The 17,995-nt window shown below is 54.0% G+C and carries 16 protein-coding genes; 11 read left to right on the forward strand and 5 right to left on the reverse strand.

What is annotated here, in order from left to right; all coding sequences use genetic code 11:
• Positions 1-7: 7 nt before the first annotated feature.
• Entirely contained in the window at positions 8-352 is a 345-nt protein-coding gene (locus ABDW36_RS12495) for an iron-sulfur cluster assembly accessory protein (protein ID WP_343702237.1), read from the reverse strand.
• Positions 353-481: 129 nt separating this feature from the next.
• On the opposite strand from ABDW36_RS12495, the gene ABDW36_RS12500 reads away from it, so the two are divergent.
• Both ABDW36_RS12500 and ABDW36_RS12505 read left to right on the forward strand, forming a co-directional pair.
• Complete coding sequence (locus tag ABDW36_RS12500; protein WP_343702238.1) at positions 482-3,271, forward strand: hypothetical protein; 2,790 nt, start codon at positions 482-484, stop codon at positions 3,269-3,271.
• 10 nt (positions 3,272-3,281) lie between these two features.
• Positions 3,282-4,334, forward strand: coding sequence for an AI-2E family transporter (locus ABDW36_RS12505; protein ID WP_343702239.1), 1,053 nt, complete (start codon positions 3,282-3,284; stop codon positions 4,332-4,334).
• On the opposite strand, the gene ABDW36_RS12510 is transcribed toward ABDW36_RS12505, so the two are convergent.
• Together ABDW36_RS12510 and ABDW36_RS12515 are read right to left on the reverse strand one after the other, a co-directional pair.
• Positions 4,335-4,817 (reverse strand): hypothetical protein, encoded by a 483-nt coding sequence (locus tag ABDW36_RS12510; RefSeq protein WP_343702240.1) that lies wholly within the window; start codon positions 4,815-4,817, stop codon positions 4,335-4,337.
• 50 nt (positions 4,818-4,867) lie between these two features.
• A complete protein-coding gene (locus tag ABDW36_RS12515; RefSeq protein WP_343702241.1) occupies positions 4,868-7,504 on the reverse strand; it encodes a valine--tRNA ligase in 2,637 nt (878 codons plus the stop codon).
• A 408-nt stretch (positions 7,505-7,912) separates the two neighbouring features.
• Between ABDW36_RS12515 and ABDW36_RS12520 the strand changes: the two genes are divergently transcribed.
• Positions 7,913-8,467, forward strand: coding sequence for a hypothetical protein (locus tag ABDW36_RS12520; protein ID WP_343702242.1), 555 nt, complete (start codon positions 7,913-7,915; stop codon positions 8,465-8,467).
• A gap of 265 nt (positions 8,468-8,732) precedes the next feature.
• Positions 8,733-9,365, forward strand: a complete 633-nt coding sequence (locus tag ABDW36_RS12525) for a hypothetical protein (RefSeq protein WP_343702243.1) — start codon at positions 8,733-8,735, stop codon at positions 9,363-9,365.
• Between the two features lie 149 nt (positions 9,366-9,514).
• On the opposite strand, the gene ABDW36_RS12530 is transcribed toward ABDW36_RS12525, so the two are convergent.
• On the reverse strand, positions 9,515-10,531 hold the full coding sequence (locus ABDW36_RS12530; protein WP_343702244.1) for a GntG family PLP-dependent aldolase: 1,017 nt from the start codon (positions 10,529-10,531) through the stop codon (positions 9,515-9,517).
• Between the two features lie 392 nt (positions 10,532-10,923).
• Between ABDW36_RS12530 and ABDW36_RS12535 the strand changes: the two genes are divergently transcribed.
• The 5 genes from ABDW36_RS12535 (at position 10,924) to ABDW36_RS12555 (ending at position 15,037) form a co-directional block, all read left to right on the forward strand.
• Positions 10,924-11,781, forward strand: coding sequence for an RNA polymerase sigma factor RpoD/SigA (locus ABDW36_RS12535; protein WP_109698810.1), 858 nt, complete (start codon positions 10,924-10,926; stop codon positions 11,779-11,781).
• A 165-nt stretch (positions 11,782-11,946) separates the two neighbouring features.
• The gene (locus ABDW36_RS12540) at positions 11,947-12,831 is read left to right on the forward strand and encodes a DUF4249 domain-containing protein (protein WP_343702245.1); all 885 of its coding nucleotides are present in this window, start codon (positions 11,947-11,949) and stop codon (positions 12,829-12,831) included.
• A gap of 35 nt (positions 12,832-12,866) precedes the next feature.
• Positions 12,867-13,814 carry a thioredoxin-disulfide reductase gene (gene trxB, locus ABDW36_RS12545; RefSeq protein WP_343702246.1) on the forward strand — a complete coding sequence of 316 codons (948 nt, stop codon included), beginning with the start codon at positions 12,867-12,869 and terminating at the stop codon, positions 13,812-13,814.
• Between the two features lie 68 nt (positions 13,815-13,882).
• On the forward strand, positions 13,883-14,239 hold the full coding sequence (locus tag ABDW36_RS12550; RefSeq protein WP_343702247.1) for a dihydroneopterin aldolase: 357 nt from the start codon (positions 13,883-13,885) through the stop codon (positions 14,237-14,239).
• Between the two features lie 42 nt (positions 14,240-14,281).
• Positions 14,282-15,037, forward strand: coding sequence for a hypothetical protein (locus ABDW36_RS12555; RefSeq protein WP_343702248.1), 756 nt, complete (start codon positions 14,282-14,284; stop codon positions 15,035-15,037).
• Between the two features lie 90 nt (positions 15,038-15,127).
• On the opposite strand, the gene ABDW36_RS12560 is transcribed toward ABDW36_RS12555, so the two are convergent.
• A complete protein-coding gene (locus ABDW36_RS12560; protein ID WP_343702249.1) occupies positions 15,128-16,462 on the reverse strand; it encodes an MATE family efflux transporter in 1,335 nt (444 codons plus the stop codon).
• Positions 16,463-16,562: 100 nt separating this feature from the next.
• On the opposite strand from ABDW36_RS12560, the gene ABDW36_RS12565 reads away from it, so the two are divergent.
• Together ABDW36_RS12565 and ABDW36_RS12570 are read left to right on the forward strand one after the other, a co-directional pair.
• Positions 16,563-17,441: a DUF3822 family protein gene (locus ABDW36_RS12565; RefSeq protein WP_343702250.1), complete on the forward strand. Its 879-nt coding sequence runs from the start codon at positions 16,563-16,565 to the stop codon at positions 17,439-17,441.
• Positions 17,429-17,995, forward strand: a complete 567-nt coding sequence (locus ABDW36_RS12570) for an RsmD family RNA methyltransferase (RefSeq protein WP_343702251.1) — start codon at positions 17,429-17,431, stop codon at positions 17,993-17,995. Before ABDW36_RS12565 ends, ABDW36_RS12570 begins: the two co-directional genes overlap by 13 nt.

The following is a 17,995-nucleotide window of genomic DNA, read 5'->3' on the forward strand; positions in this document are numbered from 1 at the left end:
CTCAATATTACACCGCGAAAGAAGTGCCACATCCGCAACTGGATGTAGCGTTCGGATTTGTAAACGTAAAACCGCGGGCATTCAGGCCCTGGGCAAAGTCTATTTCCATGCCCAGGAGGTAAATGCCATGGGCCTTTTTCATGACAACGGGGATGCCTTCGATCTCGTACACCTCATCATCCTCCATTTTGGCATCAAAGCCCAGTACATAAGAAAGCCCGGAGCAACCGCCGCCTTTCACGCCAATACGCAGGTACTGGGATTGGTCAAAGCCATCCTCCGAACGGAGGCGCTGCAGCTCCTGTATGGCGCCGGTGGTCAATTTTATAGGTAATTGTGCTATTGTTTCCATGGTAAAAAGCATTTATATCCTTACAAAAATACGAAAAAATTACGGATGCATGTTGCCACGGCTATGCCCCTCCCGGCAACATGAAATTTAATGGGCATACTTCAAAAATGTATGTAATTTGTTACGCATATGCGAAAAGTTCTATGCCTCGTATTGGCGGCAGGCCTCACGCAACAGGCTGCTGCCCAGCAATTTGGCGGCAACCCGCCCTCCCTGAAATGGCAGCAGATCAATACAGATACGGTACGCGTAATTTTTCCCCGCGGCATGGAAGCGTACGGCCGGCGGGTGGCAGATATTACCGGCCATGTCAGCCGGTACCACCGCGCTTCCATTGGCCCGCTGCAGCAAAAGGTGAGCATAGTGCTGCAAAACCAGACCCTGCAGTCTAACGGCTACGTGCAGCTGGGGCCTTTCCGCTCCGAATTTTTTATGACTCCCCCGCCATCCAGCAACGATGTAGGCTCTCTCAACTGGGCAGACCAGCTGGCCCTGCATGAATACCGCCATGTATTGCAGAACGCCAACTTCCGCAAAGGCGTCAGCAAGGTGCTGTATTACCTCTCCGGGGAGCTGGGCCAGGCGGCCATTACGAATATTGCCGTACCCAACTGGTTCTGGGAAGGAGATGCCGTGGTAACGGAAACGGCTCTCAGCCAGCAGGGCAGGGGGCGCCTGCCGGCGTTTTTCAACGGCTTCAGGGCCTTGCACCTGGCGGGGAAAGACTATTCCTACATGCAGGTGCGCAACGGCTCCTACCGCCGCTTTATGCCTGACCATTATGCCACCGGTTACCTGATGACCAGCTACGGCCGGCTGCAGTACGGCCCTGATTTCTGGAACGGGGTAACAGACGATGCGGTGCGCTACCGCCGCCTGTTCTATCCTTTCTCGCAAAGCCTCAGGCACCGCACCGGCAAAAACGCGGCGGCGTTCTTCAAAGCGGCGCTGAACAGCTACACGCAGCACTGGCCGGCCGGCGCGCCGCAGCCGGCAGACACGCTCACGCCGGCCACCCATACCTATACCGACTACCGCTACGTATACGCCGCCGGCAATGGCGGCCTCATTGTATCCAAACGCTCTTTCAAAACCATCCCGGCCTTTTATGAAATAGGGGCCAACGGGGAAGAGACCCGCATTACAGCGCCCGGTCTTGGTTTTGACGATTATTTCAGCTACCGCAACGGCCACCTGCTGTGGACGGAAAGCCGCTACAGCGCCCGCTGGGGCTGGAAAGACTATTCCCTGGTACGGGTGCACGACCGGGCTACCGGCCAAACCCGCACCCTGCGGCATGAACGCCGCTGCTTTTCTCCAGACCTTTCATTTGACGGCCGGAAAGTAGCCGTGGCGGCGGTTACCGAAAACCAGCAGTACCGCGTTGAGATACTGGACGCGGAAAGCGGCGCCATCTTACATACGCTCCCCAACCCGCAGAACTGGTATTACACCTACCCGAAGTTTACGCCGGGAGACAGCCTGATCATCAGCGCCGTGCGTGACCGGCAGGGCCATATGGCGCTCATCAGCCAGTCCATAGCCACCGGGGAAACCCATATACTCTCGCCTTTCCGCGTGCAAACCATCGGCATTGCCGCGGTGGAAGGGGAGCAGGTGTACTTCACGGCCGCCTTCGGAGATGCGGACAATGTATACCGCCTCTCTCTTGGCAACCCCGCCATAGAACAGGTGACCCACCGCCCCAACGGCGTGCAGCACATGGCCCTTACGGGCGGCGGCATTGTATACAGCGAGTTTACGGCAGACGGCTACAAGCTGCTGAAAAGCCCCCTCCAGCCGCAGCCCCTCCGGGAACAGGGCCACAGCGCCTGGTTAAAGCCTGATTTCGGGGAGGGAGGGGATATCCTGGATAAAGTACCCGCCCGGGAATATGAGGTGCGTAAATACCTTAAAACACACCGTATTTTCAATTTCCATAGCTGGCTGCCCCGTATAGATGACCCTGATTACGGACTTTACCTTTACGGGGAGAACGTGCTGAGCACCTTGCAGTCTACCGCCGGGGTGTCTTACAACATCAACGAGAACAGCCCTGAGCTGAGCGCGGCGCTGCTGTACGGGGGCTGGTTCCCTTACCTGCGCACGGGGGTGGACTACCGCATGCAGCGGAAGCTGCAGGTGAGCGACAGTATTAGCCTGGAATGGAACGAACTGGACTGGTACGGCGGCCTGAACATTCCGCTCAACCTTAGCGCCGGGAAGTATTACCGCTCCCTCAGCTTCGGGGGCAATTACCACTACCTGAGCCGTGCCCGCACCGCCAGCTCCAAATACCGCTTCCGTGATGACAAGGTGCAGTACATAGATGCCTCCCTTACCTTCAGCAACCAGCGCATCAGGGCCCTGCAGAACATCTACTCGCATTTTGCGCAGGTGCTGCAGCTGCGGTACAACAAGGCCGTGAACAATGTGCCCGCGGAGCAGCTGTATGGCCGCCTCGATCTTTTCCTGCCGGGCCTTTCCGCCAATCACAGCCTTGTATTGCAGGGCATGTACCAGCAGCGTGATACCATGCTGCGGTACAGTTTCACAGATCACTTCGTGTACGCAAGAGGATATGAAAAACCTTTCTACGAACATATCTATAAAGCAGCGGCCAACTATCATTTCCCCATCTGTTACCCTGACTGGGGCTTTGCCAACCTGCTGTACTTCATGCGCCTGCGCGGCAACCTGTTTTACGACCACAGCGTGGCATACAACTTTCGGAGCAGGCAGCATGTTACTTATGCATCTGCGGGGGGAGAGCTTTTTTTTGACACCAAGCTGGGGAATGTGCTGCCTTTTACGTTCGGTATGCGGTACAGCCACCTCCTGCATACAGACCCTGTAGACCCATTGCGGAAAAACCGCTTTGAGGTGATAGTGCCCCTGCAGCAATTATTTTCTTATTAAACCAACAGCCATGAAACCAGTAAGCAACAAACCGCCTTTTTATATCAAACTCAGCCACGTGCTGCTGAGCCTGGTATTGATAGTGGTGATACTCCGTACCACCAAGGATATACTGGCGCCGGTGGCGTTCGGGTTCATATTTGCCATATTGCTGCTGCCGGTGGCGCAGGGGCTTGAAAAGCTGCGCTGCTCCCGCGGGCTGGCCGCCACGCTGGCCGTGCTGCTGTTCATTCTCTGCATGTTCGGGCTGATCTATTTTATTTCCTGGCAGATGTCTTCCTTCCTGACAGACCTGCCGCAGCTGGAGAAAAGGTTGATGATGCAGGCCAACAACCTGACCCTGTGGATAGATGAAAAGTTCCAGGTGGATTCAGAGCAGCAGATTGCGTGGATCAATGAAACGGCGGCCAAGAGTATTGCCACCGTATCCCAGTTTGTGGTGAACGCGGTATCTTCCGTTTCTTCCGTGCTCATCTTCTTGGTGTTCATTCCCTTGTATACTTTCTTTTTGCTGTTTTACCGCCGGCTGCTGGTGAAGTTCTTGCTGCGGCTCTTCCGCCGGGAAGATGCGGAGAACGTACATGCGGTAATTGCCCATGGGCGCGTGGTGATCAAGAGTTATGTGGTGGGCCTGTTCATTGAAATGGTGGTAGTGGCGGTGCTGAACGTAACGGCCTTGCTGTTGCTGGGCGTGCAGTACGCGGTGCTGCTGGGTACATTGGGCGCTATTTTTAATGTTATTCCTTACCTGGGCATGGTGGTGACCATCATCATCACCCTGCTGGTAACCCTTACCACGGCTACGCCGGTGCTGGCCTTCTGGGCCGTGGTAGCGCTCTTTGCCATTCACCTGCTGGACGCCAACATCCTGCTGCCGCGTATTGTAGGCTCAAAGGTGTCCATCAACGCCATGATCACGCTGCTGGGCGTATTTGTAGGCAGTATGATATGGGGCATTGCGGGCATGTTCATCTCCATTCCCGCCATGGCGTTGCTTAAGATAATATTTGACCGTATACCGAATATGAAACCCTGGGGCATCCTGATGGGCTCAGGGGAATGATCAGCGGATGGTGATCTTCAGCTCCGGCACACGGTAAAACTTGTCGCCCGGGTAGCTGATAATGATGTTGTTGAAGAGCAGCACATCGCCTTTGGCCAGGTCTTCTTTCAGCCGTTTCACCCAGGCGGCAGACAGCCGGTCAGATTTGAAGGAATCTCCCGTAAGGTCTCGTGCTATCTGTACTTCGCGGGTGGTGTCATTGATATAGGGCTCCAGCTTTTCATAGGTAAAATCAAAGGACACCACGGGCACGCGGTTTTTGTTGTTATCTCTCACTACCAGCGCGGAGTCCAGTATTTTCAATATTTCCGGCCGGGGAATGGAGTCGCTGAGGAAAATGTGCCAGGAGGTGGTAAAACGAAGGGGCTTTTTCTGTTCCGTAGCCTGTTTGGCGGGCGCCGGCTTCTTTACCGCCTTGTTTTGCGCCATGGCGGCCGAAGTGCAGCAGAGCAGGAATACCAGATATAAGCTTTTTGTAGTCATAGGCGATAAAAAAGATCGTCCGGTTATTGAACGCCGGACGATCTTTAAAATTATAAAGTTTTTAAACTTTCTTCAAGTGCCTGTATTTTGGCCAGGCAATCCGACTGCTTGCGCCGTTCAGCCTCCACCACCTCCGGTTTGGCATTCTGCACAAAACGTTCATTGGCCAGCTTCTTCTCTACAGACTGGAGGAAACCTCTCTGGTACTCCAGGTCTTTTAGCAGCTGCTCTTTCTGCGCAGCGGTATCTACCTCGCGGTCTGTTACCAGGTAAAACTTGTCCTTCTGCACTACCAGCGCAATAGCGCCGTTCACCGGCTCTTTCGTGTATGCTACGGCGTTGGCGTTCACCTGTTTGGCAATAATGCTTTCAATCCGTTCAAAGGCATTCTGGTGACGGGTTTCAATATGAAGGCCAATAGTGTCTTTGGGTTTCACCTGGTTCTTATTGCGCGCATCGCGGATGCTGCTGATCACTTCCTTGGCCAGCGCCCCCTCTGTCAGTATGGCGGCGTGCGTGGCGGCAGGGGCAGTGAACTGGCGTACCACCAGGTCATCTCCGGCCTTGCGCTCGCGCAGCAGGTGGTACAGCTCTTCCGTAACAAACGGCATGAAGGGGTGCAGCAGCTGCACCAGGCGCTCAAAGAAGCTGATGGTCTTTTCATACACGCCTGCGTCAATGGGTTGTTCAAAGCCGGGTTTGATCCACTCCAGGTACCAGCTGCAGAAATCGTCCCAGATGAGGCTGTAAATGGCTTTCAGGGCTTCGCTCAGGCGGAAGTCCTTGAACAGTTTTTCCACCTCCGCATGTACTTCATTGAGGCGGTTCTCAAACCATTCCACGGCAAACTCCGGAGCGGGGGCGCCGGTATTCTCTACCGGTTTCCACATTTTTACCAGCTTCAGCGCGTTCCACATTTTATTGTTGAAATTGCGGCCCTGCTCGCAGCTGGCTTCATCAAACAGCAGGTCGTTACCGGCGGGGGAGGAGATCATGATGCCGAAACGCACGGCGTCTGCGCCGAAACGCTCTATCAGCTCCAGCAGGTCCGGGGAGTTGCCCAGCTGCTTGCTCATTTTGCGGCCCAGCTTGTCACGCACCATGCCGGTGAAGTATACGTCGCTGAAAGGCTTTTCCTGCTTGTATTCCAGGCCGGCCATGATCATGCGGGCCACCCAGAAGAAAATAATGTCCTGGCCGGTTACCAGTACGGAAGTAGGGTAGTAATAATTGATGTCTGCATTGCCGGGCTGGCTCACGCCGTGGAACACTTCTATGGGCCAGAGCCAGGAAGAGAACCAGGTGTCAAGACAATCTTCATCCTGCCGGAGAGATGCCCTGCTGCTGCCGTACTGCTGCGCATAGAGGCGCAGGGCCTCTTCATGCGTTTCGGCTACCACAAACTGCCCGCTTTCATCGTACCAGGCGGGAATTTGCTGGCCCCACCAGAGCTGGCGGGAAATACACCAGTCTTTCACGTTCTCCATCCAGTATTTGTAGGTGGCCATGAAGCGGTCTCCGGGGTGGATCTTCACATCTCCGCTCACTACCGCTTCCAGCGCGGGTTGCGCCAGGTCTGCCATTTTCACGAACCACTGTGTGGAGATGCGCGGTTCTACTACCGTATCAGGGTTGCGCTGGCTGTAGCCCAGGCGGGTGGCATACTCCTGCTCTTTTACCAGCAGTCCCTGCTCCTGCAGGGCGGCCACTACCTTTTTACGGGCGCGGAAACGGTCTTCTCCCACAAACACCACGGCCGCGGCGCTGAGGGTGCCGTCTTCATTCAGCGTGTCTACCACTTCCAGGTTGTGCTTCAGGCCCAGGTTGTAGTCGTTGATATCATGCGCCGGCGTTACTTTCAGCGCGCCGGTACCAAATTCCTTGTCTACATATTCGTCGAATATTACCGGCACTTTGCGGTTTACCAGCGGTACTACGGCGTAGTGGCCTTTGAGGTGCGTATACCGTTCATCTTCGGGGTTTACGCAAATGGCGGTATCTCCCATGATGGTTTCAGGGCGCTGGGTGGCAATGGTGATGAACTCGCCGGTGGCTTCGCCGGCAGCGTTTACCACGGCATATTTGACATGGTACAGCTTGCCGTTCAGCTCTTTGTATTCCACTTCTTCATCACTGAGCGCGGTTTTGGCCTTCGGGTCCCAGTTGATCATGCGGGCGCCGCGGTAGATGAGGCCTTTGTTGTACAGGTCTACAAACACTTTGATCACCGCTTTGTAATAGTGATCGTCCATGGTGAAGTTAACCCGTTCCCAGTCTACAGAGCAGCCCAGCTTTTTGATCTGGTGGTAAATGATGCCACCGTATTTTTCTTTCCACTCATGCGCGTATTTCAGGAACTCTTCGCGCGTGAGCTGGCTTTTTTCTATTCCTTTTTCTTCTTTCAGCATGTTTACCACCTTGGTTTCGGTGGCAATGGAAGCATGGTCTGAGCCGGGCACCCAGCAGGCGTTGAAGCCGCTCATGCGGGCGTGGCGCACCAGGATGTCCTGCACGGTCTCATTCAGGGTATGCCCCATGTGGAGCACGCCCGTCACGTTTGGCGGAGGTATCACAATGGTGAACGGAGGCCGCCCGTCGGGAACGGAGCGGAAATATTGTTTGTCCATCCAGTACTGGTACCATTTGTCTTCTGCCGTGGCAGGGATATAATTCTTCGAAAGTTCCATGCTGTATATTAATATATGCGATTTCTTTACAGGATTGCAAAAATATTGAATCTGGCCAGTATTTCCACTACCAGCCCCGAAATGGCCGCCTGGCGGCGTTTTTTGCAGGCTGGCGGTGATGTTTTGAGGCCGGAGGGCGAGTCCATGCCCCTGCGCTGGCAGATATTCCGGAGGGCTGCGGCCCGGCCGTCCGGGACGTGTTTATACCCGTGCGCCGGAAGTTATTCGCCGCTATTACACAAAGTCAGGGCAGTGCCGGTTAAACCAGATTCCCCATCGGTTAACGAAAACCCCTTATCCGATCATTTGCCGGAAAGGCCTGCTGCATGCGCTGCTATCTTCGCCCCCGATATTTTATTCATCACATTTCAAACAAATCAAAAAAAGTTCATGAAAAAGTTAATTCCAATGCTGTTTGTTGTACTCCTTGCTTCAGCTTGTTCCAAAGAAGGCCCCATTGGCCCCCAGGGCCCTGCCGGTACAGACGGCACTAATGGTACCAATGGCGCACCGGGCGCTCAGGGCTCGCAAGGCCCCGCTGGTCCCCAGGGCCCGCAAGGCAATACCGGTACGGCCAATGTGATCTATTCCGGATGGACGAAAAAAACAAATGCCAACTGGGTGAATGTGAACACTACTGCTTCTACTACTACCCTTGAAGCGCCTGCGTTGACCGCAGACCTGCTCAGTAGCGGCACCGTGCTGGTGTATATCCGTTACAACCTCGTAGTGTACCCGCTGGCCCACACTTTCAACGCCAATATTGGTACAATAGATTTTTCCATAGTGCCCGGCGTGATCACTATCCGCAATTATATAGATTTCGTGAAGCTGGTGAAACCCCTTGGTGACGCGGATTTCCGTTATGTATTGATACCCGGCGGCACGCAGGCCCGCGCAGCAGCGCCGGTTGATTACAAGAATTACGAAGCTGTAAAAGCGTATTATAACCTGCCCGAGTAAACCTTCAACTGTTACACTGTACATCCCTGCCGTTGTGAGCGGCAGGGATTTTTTTATGCAGGGGAAATCTGCCATGAGCGTTGCTTTGCCGTGCTCTTCAGCACCGGGTGCGGATGTTTTTTTGCTGTGCGGATCTCTGTCAGCTTACAGCCGCAGCAGCCTTTCATTAATTCATATCCCTGAAAGGTTAAACCGCGCGTTGCCGGCGGCAGCCGTGCAGTAGCTTTAACCCCGTAAAAATATGATCACGCTTAACCTCAAACACATGAAACGTTTACAACACCTTTTTTATCTCGCAGGTTTATCTGTCATTCTTTTAACAGCCGCATGTTCCAAAGAAGGGCCTGCTGGCCCGGCCGGTGCGGAAGGCCCGCAGGGCAATACCGGTCTTCCCGGCCCGCAGGGCCCACAGGGGCCGGGTGGTGCAACAGGCCCGCAAGGTCCCGCCGGCCCACAAGGCCCCACCGGCCAGCAGGGCGCGCCAGGCAACGCAAATGTGACCTTGTACACCTTCAAGGATGTGAAAGTAAAGATCGGCTACCAGCTGCACCTTACCAACCTGCCGAAAACGCGGATGGACTCCAGCATGGTGCTGGCCTATTATAGTCCCGCCGGCGAGTTCTCAAGCACCTGGTATCCCATACCGGGTCCCGGGCCGGGTAATGTGTACTGGACTACCTATAATCTTGTACAGGTGGGCGGCAATATGGGCCTGTACGGCTTTAACCTCAAGCTGCAGAAGCCGGATGGCACTGCCTACAATACGGAAGTAACTTTGAACATCGTACGCATCTTCGTAGTGCCGGCGTCAGCTATCATACCGCTGGGGAAACAGGCGCCGGAAGTAGATGTGAGTGATTGCCAGGCCGTGCTGAAGTACTACAATTTCCAGGAATAACCGAGAAGTATCGTAGCAGGAATAATTGAGCCGTGTTGAAGTATTGAAATAACGGCGGAGCAGTACGGGAGAAATCGCAGGGGCCGGTCAATAATTGCCGGCCCCTGCCTGTTGGGTTTTATGCTAAAAAAGATGGGAGGCAACCCGCCTCATGACATCGTCCGTATCACTTCCACCGTTTTGTCTACCATTTCCGGCGTAACGCCCAGGTGTGTCACCATGCGCACCTGTGTTGGCGAGATCGCCATTACACGAATGCCTTCCTTGGCCAGGTAATCCCGGAAAGTAACCGGGCTCCAGGGTGATCTGATCTCGAAAATGAGGATGTTGGTTTCCACCGGCAGCATGTGGCCGGTGAACTCCCGCTCCAGCAGGGCGCGGGCAATTCTTTTGGCATGGGCATGGTCTTCCGCCAGCCGGTCTACGTGATGGTCCAGGGCGTATAAGCCGGTGGCTGCCATGTACCCGGCCTGCCGCATGCCGCCGCCCAGTTTTTTGCGTACGCGGCGCGCTTCGCGGATGAACGCCTGGCTGCCCAGCAGCACGGAGCCGATGGGGCAGCCCAGTCCTTTATTGAGGCAAACGGAGATGCTGTCAAACACTTCACCGAACTGACGGGCGGTTTGGCCGGTGGCCAGCAGGGCGTTGAAGAGGCGGGCGCCATCCAGATGCAGCTGCAGGCCATGGTTGTTGCATACTTGGCGGACCTGCTGTATTTCCTCAAAGTTGTAACAGCAGCCACCGCCCCGGTTGGAGGTATTCTCCAGGCATACCAGTGACGTGCGGGCCTTGTGAACATCGTCAGGGTTGTTGATGGCCGCTTCCACATCCGCCGCGGTGATCATGCCCCGGTCTCCTTCCAGCGGCCGCACCTGTGCGCCGGCGTTAAACGCAATGCCGCCGCCTTCGTAAATGTACACGTGCGCCAGGGAGCTGCAGATCACTTCGTCTCCCGGCCGGGTGTGTACTTTAATGGCTATCTGGTTGCTCATTGTGCCGGAAGGGCAGTAAAGGGCTGCCTCCATGCCAAAAAGTGCTGACATGATGGCTTCCAGTTTGTTCACGGTGGGATCTTCCCCAAAAACATCGTCTCCCGTATCTGCCTGCAGCATGGCTTCCAGCATGGGCTGGGTGGGTTTCGTAAAGGTGTCGCTTCTGTAGTCCATTAAATATTTTGCAATAACGGGTGAAATAAATTAGAGAAGATTTTAATCCGAATATGATTATTTTTCAATTGTTAAAATTTATATAAAGCGCCGGAAATACTGACGAAAACGCTATAAAAATCCGTTTATATAGAGTACTTTGTTTAAGGAAGTCAGGCATCGAGACTGGCTTTTCAAAGTGCGCAACCATTGATAGTGAACGAGTAACGCGCGTCTTACCCCGGTCGGTCGTAACCCAATCTGCAGCCATGTTATCATATTTGGAAGAGTGGGGGATTAGCACGATCTTTGCAGGCTAATTTCGCAACCGTGTAAGATATACCATTTTAATGTTACAACAAAATTATCTTTCGGCTGTTAGTATAATATTCGTAAACCAATACTTTTAAAATATGAGGCAACTTAAAATTGCCACCCAGATCACCAATCGTGATTCGCAGGCGGTAGAAAAATACCTGCAGGAAATCTCGAAGATCCCTTTGTTAACTCCAGAGGAAGAGACCATACTGGCTCAGCGCATCAAGATGGGCGACCAGCGGGCTCTCGAAAGATTAACTACAGGAAACCTTCGTTTCGTTGTTTCCGTGGCCAAACAGTATCAGCACCAGGGCTTAAGCCTCAGCGACCTCATCAACGAGGGCAATTTAGGGTTGATCAAGGCTGCACAGCGTTTCGATGAAACCAAAGGTTTTAAATTCATCTCTTACGCAGTATGGTGGATCCGTCAGTCCATCCTGCAGGCGTTGGCAGAGCAGGGCCGCCTTGTCCGCCTGCCGCAAAACAAAATTGGCACTTACAATAAAGCGAATAAAGCTTACATGGCATTTGAGCAGGAAAACGAGCGTGAGCCTTCTACCGAGGAGCTGGCAGAGATCCTGGAAATGTCTGAGTCGGAAATCAACAACATTTTCCAGAGCAATACCCGCCATATGTCTCTTGATGCACCTGTGCATGAAGCGGAAGACGTGGCCATGGGAGACCTGCTGGAAGGTGGGGATGTAACCGATGACGATGTCATGCAAGATTCCCTTCGTGAAGAGATCCGCCGCGTGCTCAAGTCCCTGAGCCCCCGCGAAGCGGAAATAGTGAACGCGTACTTTGGTCTGGATGGTGAAAACGGCGCAACAATTGAACAAATAGGACAGAAATACGATTTGACGAAAGAACGTATCCGCCAAATCAAGGAAAGGGCCATCAAAAGGCTGCAGAAAGCCCGCTATAGCGGTGCATTGAAATCCTATCTGGGATAATTGGTTTAAATTTTAATTCTTTCGAATCTGGGATAAAAGCATCCCGCCCTATGAACAGGCGGGATGCTTTTTTTTATGCCTATAGGTAATGTCTATAACTATATAGACGCCTTTCATCATACCTTATTCGAATTTCTCCTCCCAACCCTTTATTTTTGCAATCCTATGCAAAAGGCATACATTCCGCTGATGCTGGTTATCCTGGCCGGCACAGCCTGTGAAAAAGAAGTGACGGTAGACCTTCAGAGCAAGGAAGACCGCCTGGTGGTGGAAGGTATTATCGAGAACGGCCGGTTTCCTATGGTCACCATCAGCCGCAGCCTCAATTATTTTTCCCGGATCACCCCGGAGCAATTGCTGGAATCTTTTGTGCACGATGCGGTAGTGACCGTATCTAGCGGCGCGCAGACCCACCAGCTGCGGGAGTACCGCATGGATACCACCAACGGCATCGCGCTGTACTACTATACGGTAGATACCGCACAGCTTCACAGCGCCTTTGCCGGCAGGCCCGGCAACAGCTACACGCTGAAAATAGAAGCGGAAGGGCATACGCTGAGCGCCATCACCACCATTCCGGACGCCGGCCTCAGGCTGGATTCCATGTGGTGGATGCAGTCAGGCAGCAACAACCTGGGAGAAAAAGCCCGCGTGCTGGTGAAAGTGACAGACCCGCCGGAAAGAGGCAACTACGTCAGGTACTTCACCTCCCGCAACGGGGAGCGCTTTCTGCCGGGCCTCAACTCCGTGTTTGATGATCATGTGGTGAACGGCACCACTTTTGACGTGCCGCTTGACGCCGGGGTTGACAAAAACCAGAAGATCGATTTTGACACGTACGGATATTTCAGGAAGGGTGATACCGTTACCCTCAAATTCTGTAACGTAGACCATAATACTTATGATTTCTGGAGAACGGCAGATTTTGCCTATACCGCTACCGGCAATCCCTTCGCCACACCTACCCGCACCCTGGGCAACATTCCCGGCGCGCTGGGGTACTGGGGCGGATATAATGTAACATACAAGACCATTACTATACCAAAATAATCAGAAACCAAACCAACAACAGTTTAAACAACAGCATGGAAAACAACACATCACCCGAACATGTACACGTATTAATCATCGGATCGGGCCCGGCAGGGTATACGGCAGCCATCTACGCCGCCCGCGCCAACCTGAAGCCTGTACTATACCAGGGCATACAGCCCGGCGGCCAGCTTACCATCACTACAGAAGTGGAAAACTACCCCGGCTATCCCGAAGGCATCCAGGGCCCGGAAATGATGGTGGATTTTGAAAAACAGGCCAGCAGAATGGGAGCGGATATCCGCTACGGCATGGCCACCAAGGTAGATTTTTCGTCTCAGCCTTATAAAGTGGAAATAGATGAAGAAAAGACCCTCACCGCAGACGCTATCATTATTGCCACCGGCGCTTCCGCCAAATGGCTGGGGCTGCCCTCCGAGCAACGCCTGAACGGCAGCGGCGTATCGGCCTGCGCCGTGTGTGACGGCTTTTTCTTCCGCGGTAAAGAGGCCGCTATTGTTGGCGCGGGAGACACCGCCGCCGAAGAAGCGCTCTACCTCTCCAAGATCTGCTCCAACGTGCACATGCTGGTACGCCGGCATGAAATGAGAGCCTCCAAGGTTATGCAGGACCGCGTGCTGAAAACATCCAATATTATGGTGTACTGGAACACGGAAACCCTGGAAGTGGTGGGCGAAAATAAAGTGGAAGGCGTACGCGTGCTGAACACACAGACCAAAGAAGAAAAAGTGATACCGGTGAACGCTTTCTTCGTAGCCATCGGCCACCAGCCTAACTCCGGCATCTTCAACGGCCAGCTGGACATGGACGAGCAGGGATACATCAAAACCATTCCCGGCACCACCAAAACCAGCGTGGAAGGTGTTTTTGCCTGTGGAGACGTGCAGGATAAAATATACCGCCAGGCCGTTACCGCCGCCGGCAGCGGATGTATGGCCGCGCTGGACGCGGAAAGGTACCTCTCCGCAAAAGGACATTGATCATAAAAATGGGGGAGGGCATCTTCCCCCATTTTGTTTTATATAGTTCGTACCAATCCATTTCTCTCATGCTCCACATTGCACTGGAAGGCATCCGGTTTTACGCCTATCACGGTTTCTACAAGGAAGAACAGGTGATCGGCAATCATTTTGTGCTGGACGTGAAGGTAAGCATCCCTGAGCCGGAGCATCCTTCTTCCCTGGAGGAATCTGTTAACTATGAAGGGCTGTATGCCATTGCCCAACAGGTGATGCAGGTGCCGCAGGCGCTGCTGGAACAGGTAGTGCATGATATTACGGCAGCCATCAAAACACAATACCCCGGCGTGCAGGCCTCTGTGGTAACCCTCCGGAAACAGTCGCCCCCCTTTGGCGGGGAGGTAGACTTCTCCGTGGTGTCGCTGGAAAAACAATATGTGATATAAATAAATATGACTTATTTTTGGATCACCCAACAAATTCGTCCTATGCTTAAGAAAACCACCCTGCTTATGCTGGCCTGCTGGGCCTCACTTTTTGCCCGGGCCCAAACCGTAGAGGAAATCATTGCCCAGGCGCAGCAGCTGGAAAAACAGATGAAAGAAAGTGAATCGCTGGAGAAATACAAGGAGGCCTTGCAGGTATCTCCCGGCCACGTGCTGGCATTCACACAGGCCAGTCTGCTGGCAGGCAGGGAAGGGGCGCGGCTGAAAGACAAGGCTGCCAGGCAGGAATATTTCAACAACGCCAAAATATATGCTTACGAGGCCCTGAAGGTAGAGCCCGAGAACGCGGAGGCCAATTACGCCATGGCATTGGCCTGGGCCCGCATCGGGCAGATCTCTGGCGCCAAGGAAAAAGTGGCGGCGGCCAAGGAGGTGAAGAAGTATGCAGACCTGGCCCTGAAGTTCAAGCCTGATTACGGGGAGGCGTGGCACCTGGTAGGCAAATGGAACTTTGACCTCTACAACCTGAGCTCCATTGAGAAGGCCGCGGCCAAGGTGCTGTTTGGCGGCGTACCGCCCGGTACCATGGAAGACGCCATTGCCGCGTATGAAAAATGCCTGAAGCTGAAACCCTCCTTCATATTGAATTACTACGACCTGGCGCTGGCCTACCGCCAAAACAACCAGGAAACACAGGCTATGGAAGTGCTGAACAAAGGGGTGAGGATGCGGCCTATTTACCAGGATGACCCGGGGTACAAGGCAGAAATGAAAAAATTGCTGGATGCCATGCAGTAAGGGCTAAGCCATGTTTTTATGGTTGGTGTAGCCTTTCAGGAGTAGCGGACCTGCGGCAAACCACGCAGCAGATTTATTCGAACTTGCCTGCTATTGCAGCACCTTCCCCTTCCACCGGCCGCTCCGGAGGTACCACAACGCCAGGCCGCCCATAATGATCCAGTATACAAACTCGGCGCCCCAGGCCCAGTGCAGCGGGCTGCGCCAGCGCTCCACCACCAGCACGCAATAAACCAGGTATATTATTACGGCAGAGACCTCTATCAGCATGTTCACCCGGGTACGCCCGGTGCCGGTTACGCCGTTGAACGTAACGGCAGTCACGGACGAAAGCAGGGTAACGGCGGTGCACACACGAATGGAAGGGATGGCAGTCGTGATCAGCGATTTGTCTGCCGTGTACATCCGCAGCAGCTGGTAAGGCAGCAGGTTGATGAGCAGGCACACGGCCGCGGCGCAGATAAAAGCAAAACCCGCAATTTTCCTTACGGCCTTCAACACATCTTCCTCCCGGCCCTGGCCAATGAGGTTGCTCACCATGGTGTTGCAAGTGGCGGCCAGCGCCCAGGTAAAAATGCCGAACAGCCCGAAAATGCTGCGCATCATGTTAGATACGGCCAGCGGCCTTTGCCCGAGGTGCTCAATAAATATGAAGAACACCAGCCAGCTGCCGATGCCGAAAAGGAACTGCACAATGAGCGGCGCCGAAACGGTGAGAATGTTGCGCATGGCCGCAAAGTCAGGTTTGAGGCGGGCAAAGAGATGGTATTTGACCGGGAACTTGAGCCCGGTAAGTATAAGATAGGCTACCACAAAACCCACGGCTTCCGCAATGATAGACGCTACGGCCGCGCCGTTGAGGCCCATCGCCGGCAGGCCCAGCTTCCCGAATATCAGCCCGTAGTCCAGCACAATATTGGTCACCTCCTGGAAAAGGGAGGTGATGGCCAGCAGGCGCGTATGCCCGGTACCGATGTAAAAGGCATTGCAAAGGCCCATCAGCATCAGGAAGGGCAGCCCCCAGATGCGGATGCGGATAAAAGATACCGCGGCCTCCCTGATCTGCGGGTCGTGCAGGCTGCCGCCAAAGAAAAGCGGGGCCAGGGTATAAGTGATGGCAATGGCGAACAGCGAGAAAAGCAGCGCCAGCACAAAGCCGTTGGAAAAGTACCGCCCCATGCCCGCGTAGTTCCTTTCTCCCGCCCGGCGGGCAAAAAGCACCTGCAGCCCGTTGTTCAGGCCGTAGGCTATCATGTGCATCACCAGGTAGTAAATGCCCGCAATGCCGTTCACGGCAAAGGGGAACTCCCCCAGGTGCCCCAGGAAGGCCGCATTGGTCATATGATTGATCTGCGGCAGCACCAGCGAAAGGCTGATGGGCGCGGCAATGGCAATAACCTGTTTGTTCGTTAGACTGACCTGCATATGAAAAGGGTGCGCAAAAATACGAAAATCCCGCTGCCCGCCCCTTCGCGCCCAAACTCAACAATTTTAATTATTATTGTGCTTTACAATACTGAAACACATGCCCGTGGCATATACCATACAACCCACATACGCAATAGATGACGCCACCCTGCTGGAAACGGACCTTACCACCTGCACCCTGCTGGTGCTGGTAGGCAGCGGCACTTTCAGTTATGCCGTATTGTCCCCCCTGCAGCGTAAGTTCCTGGCGCTGAAAAGCTATAGCTACCAGCCTAAAACGCTGGCTATGGCCGATCTGGAGATGATAGAAGAGATCTTTGACGCGGACAAGCTGTTGTTCACCGCCTTCAAGCAGGTGCTGCTGGCCTTTGACTCGCCGGAAAGCACCCTGGTGCCGGAGCCGCTTTTCCAGCCGCAGCTGAAAAGAGACTACCTGCACGTGGCGCAGCTGGAGAAGCTGCAGGAAGCCGTGCTGTTCGATACCGTGCCGGAGCTGGGCCTGGTGAACGTATATGCCATAGATAAAGACATACTGGGCTTTCTGCGGAAGGAGTTCTCTTCAGACACCGTGGTGCATGCCTATACCGGCCTGCTGAAGGCCTACCGGAAAGACAACGAGATACAGTTTTCTGACGGGGTGGTATACGTGGAAGTGCAGCCCATGCAGTTTGCCCTCACCATTTTTGCCGGCGGCAAATTATTGCTGCAGCAGCAGTTGGGCTACCGCAGCGGGCTGGACATTGTGTATTACATTGTCAACTCCCTGCGCCAGCTGGGCCTCAGCGAGCTGCAGGCACAGGTGAAGCTGGGAGGCGCCCTCACGCAAGACTCGCAGGTATACCACGAGCTGCACCGCTTTCTGCCCCGGCTGGACTGGGTGCATAAACCGGACGGCTACCTGTATATTCCCCGCATGAATGAAGTGCCCGCGCATCATTTTCATAATTTATATGCACTGGCCTTATGCGTATCATAGGAGGCTCCATGAGCGGCAGGCGCATCAACCCGCCCGCCAACATGCCGCACACACGCCCTACTACAGATATTGCCAAAGGCGGGCTGTTCAACATCATCGAAAATAACCTGGATATTTCCACCCTCAAAACCCTGGATATTTTCGGCGGCACCGGCAGCATCAGTTACGAACTGGCGTCTCGCGGGGCCACAGACCAGACCATTGTAGAAAAAGACCCCGCCATGGCGGACTTTATCAGCAAAACTGCTGCAATGCTGGGCGTACAATTGAAGCTGGTGCGGATGGACGTGTTCAGGTACCTGCAGCAATGCACGGAGCAGTTCGACTTTATATTTGCCGGCCCGCCTTACGCATTGGGTACTATAGACGAGCTGCCCAAAATAGTGTTTGACAGGCAGTTGCTGAAGCCGGAGGGATGGTTTGTACTGGAACATACGCCGCGTAATAATTACAAGGAGTTCAGCTACTACCGTTCGGAACGCAACTACGGTACCACTATATTTTCCATATTCATTAACCGGGAAGAACTGAGGAAACCCTCAGCCGGTAAATAA

It is taken from the genome of Chitinophaga sp. (genome assembly GCF_039596455.1).
In the GTDB taxonomy this organism is placed as follows: Bacteria; Bacteroidota; Bacteroidia; order Chitinophagales; family Chitinophagaceae; genus Chitinophaga.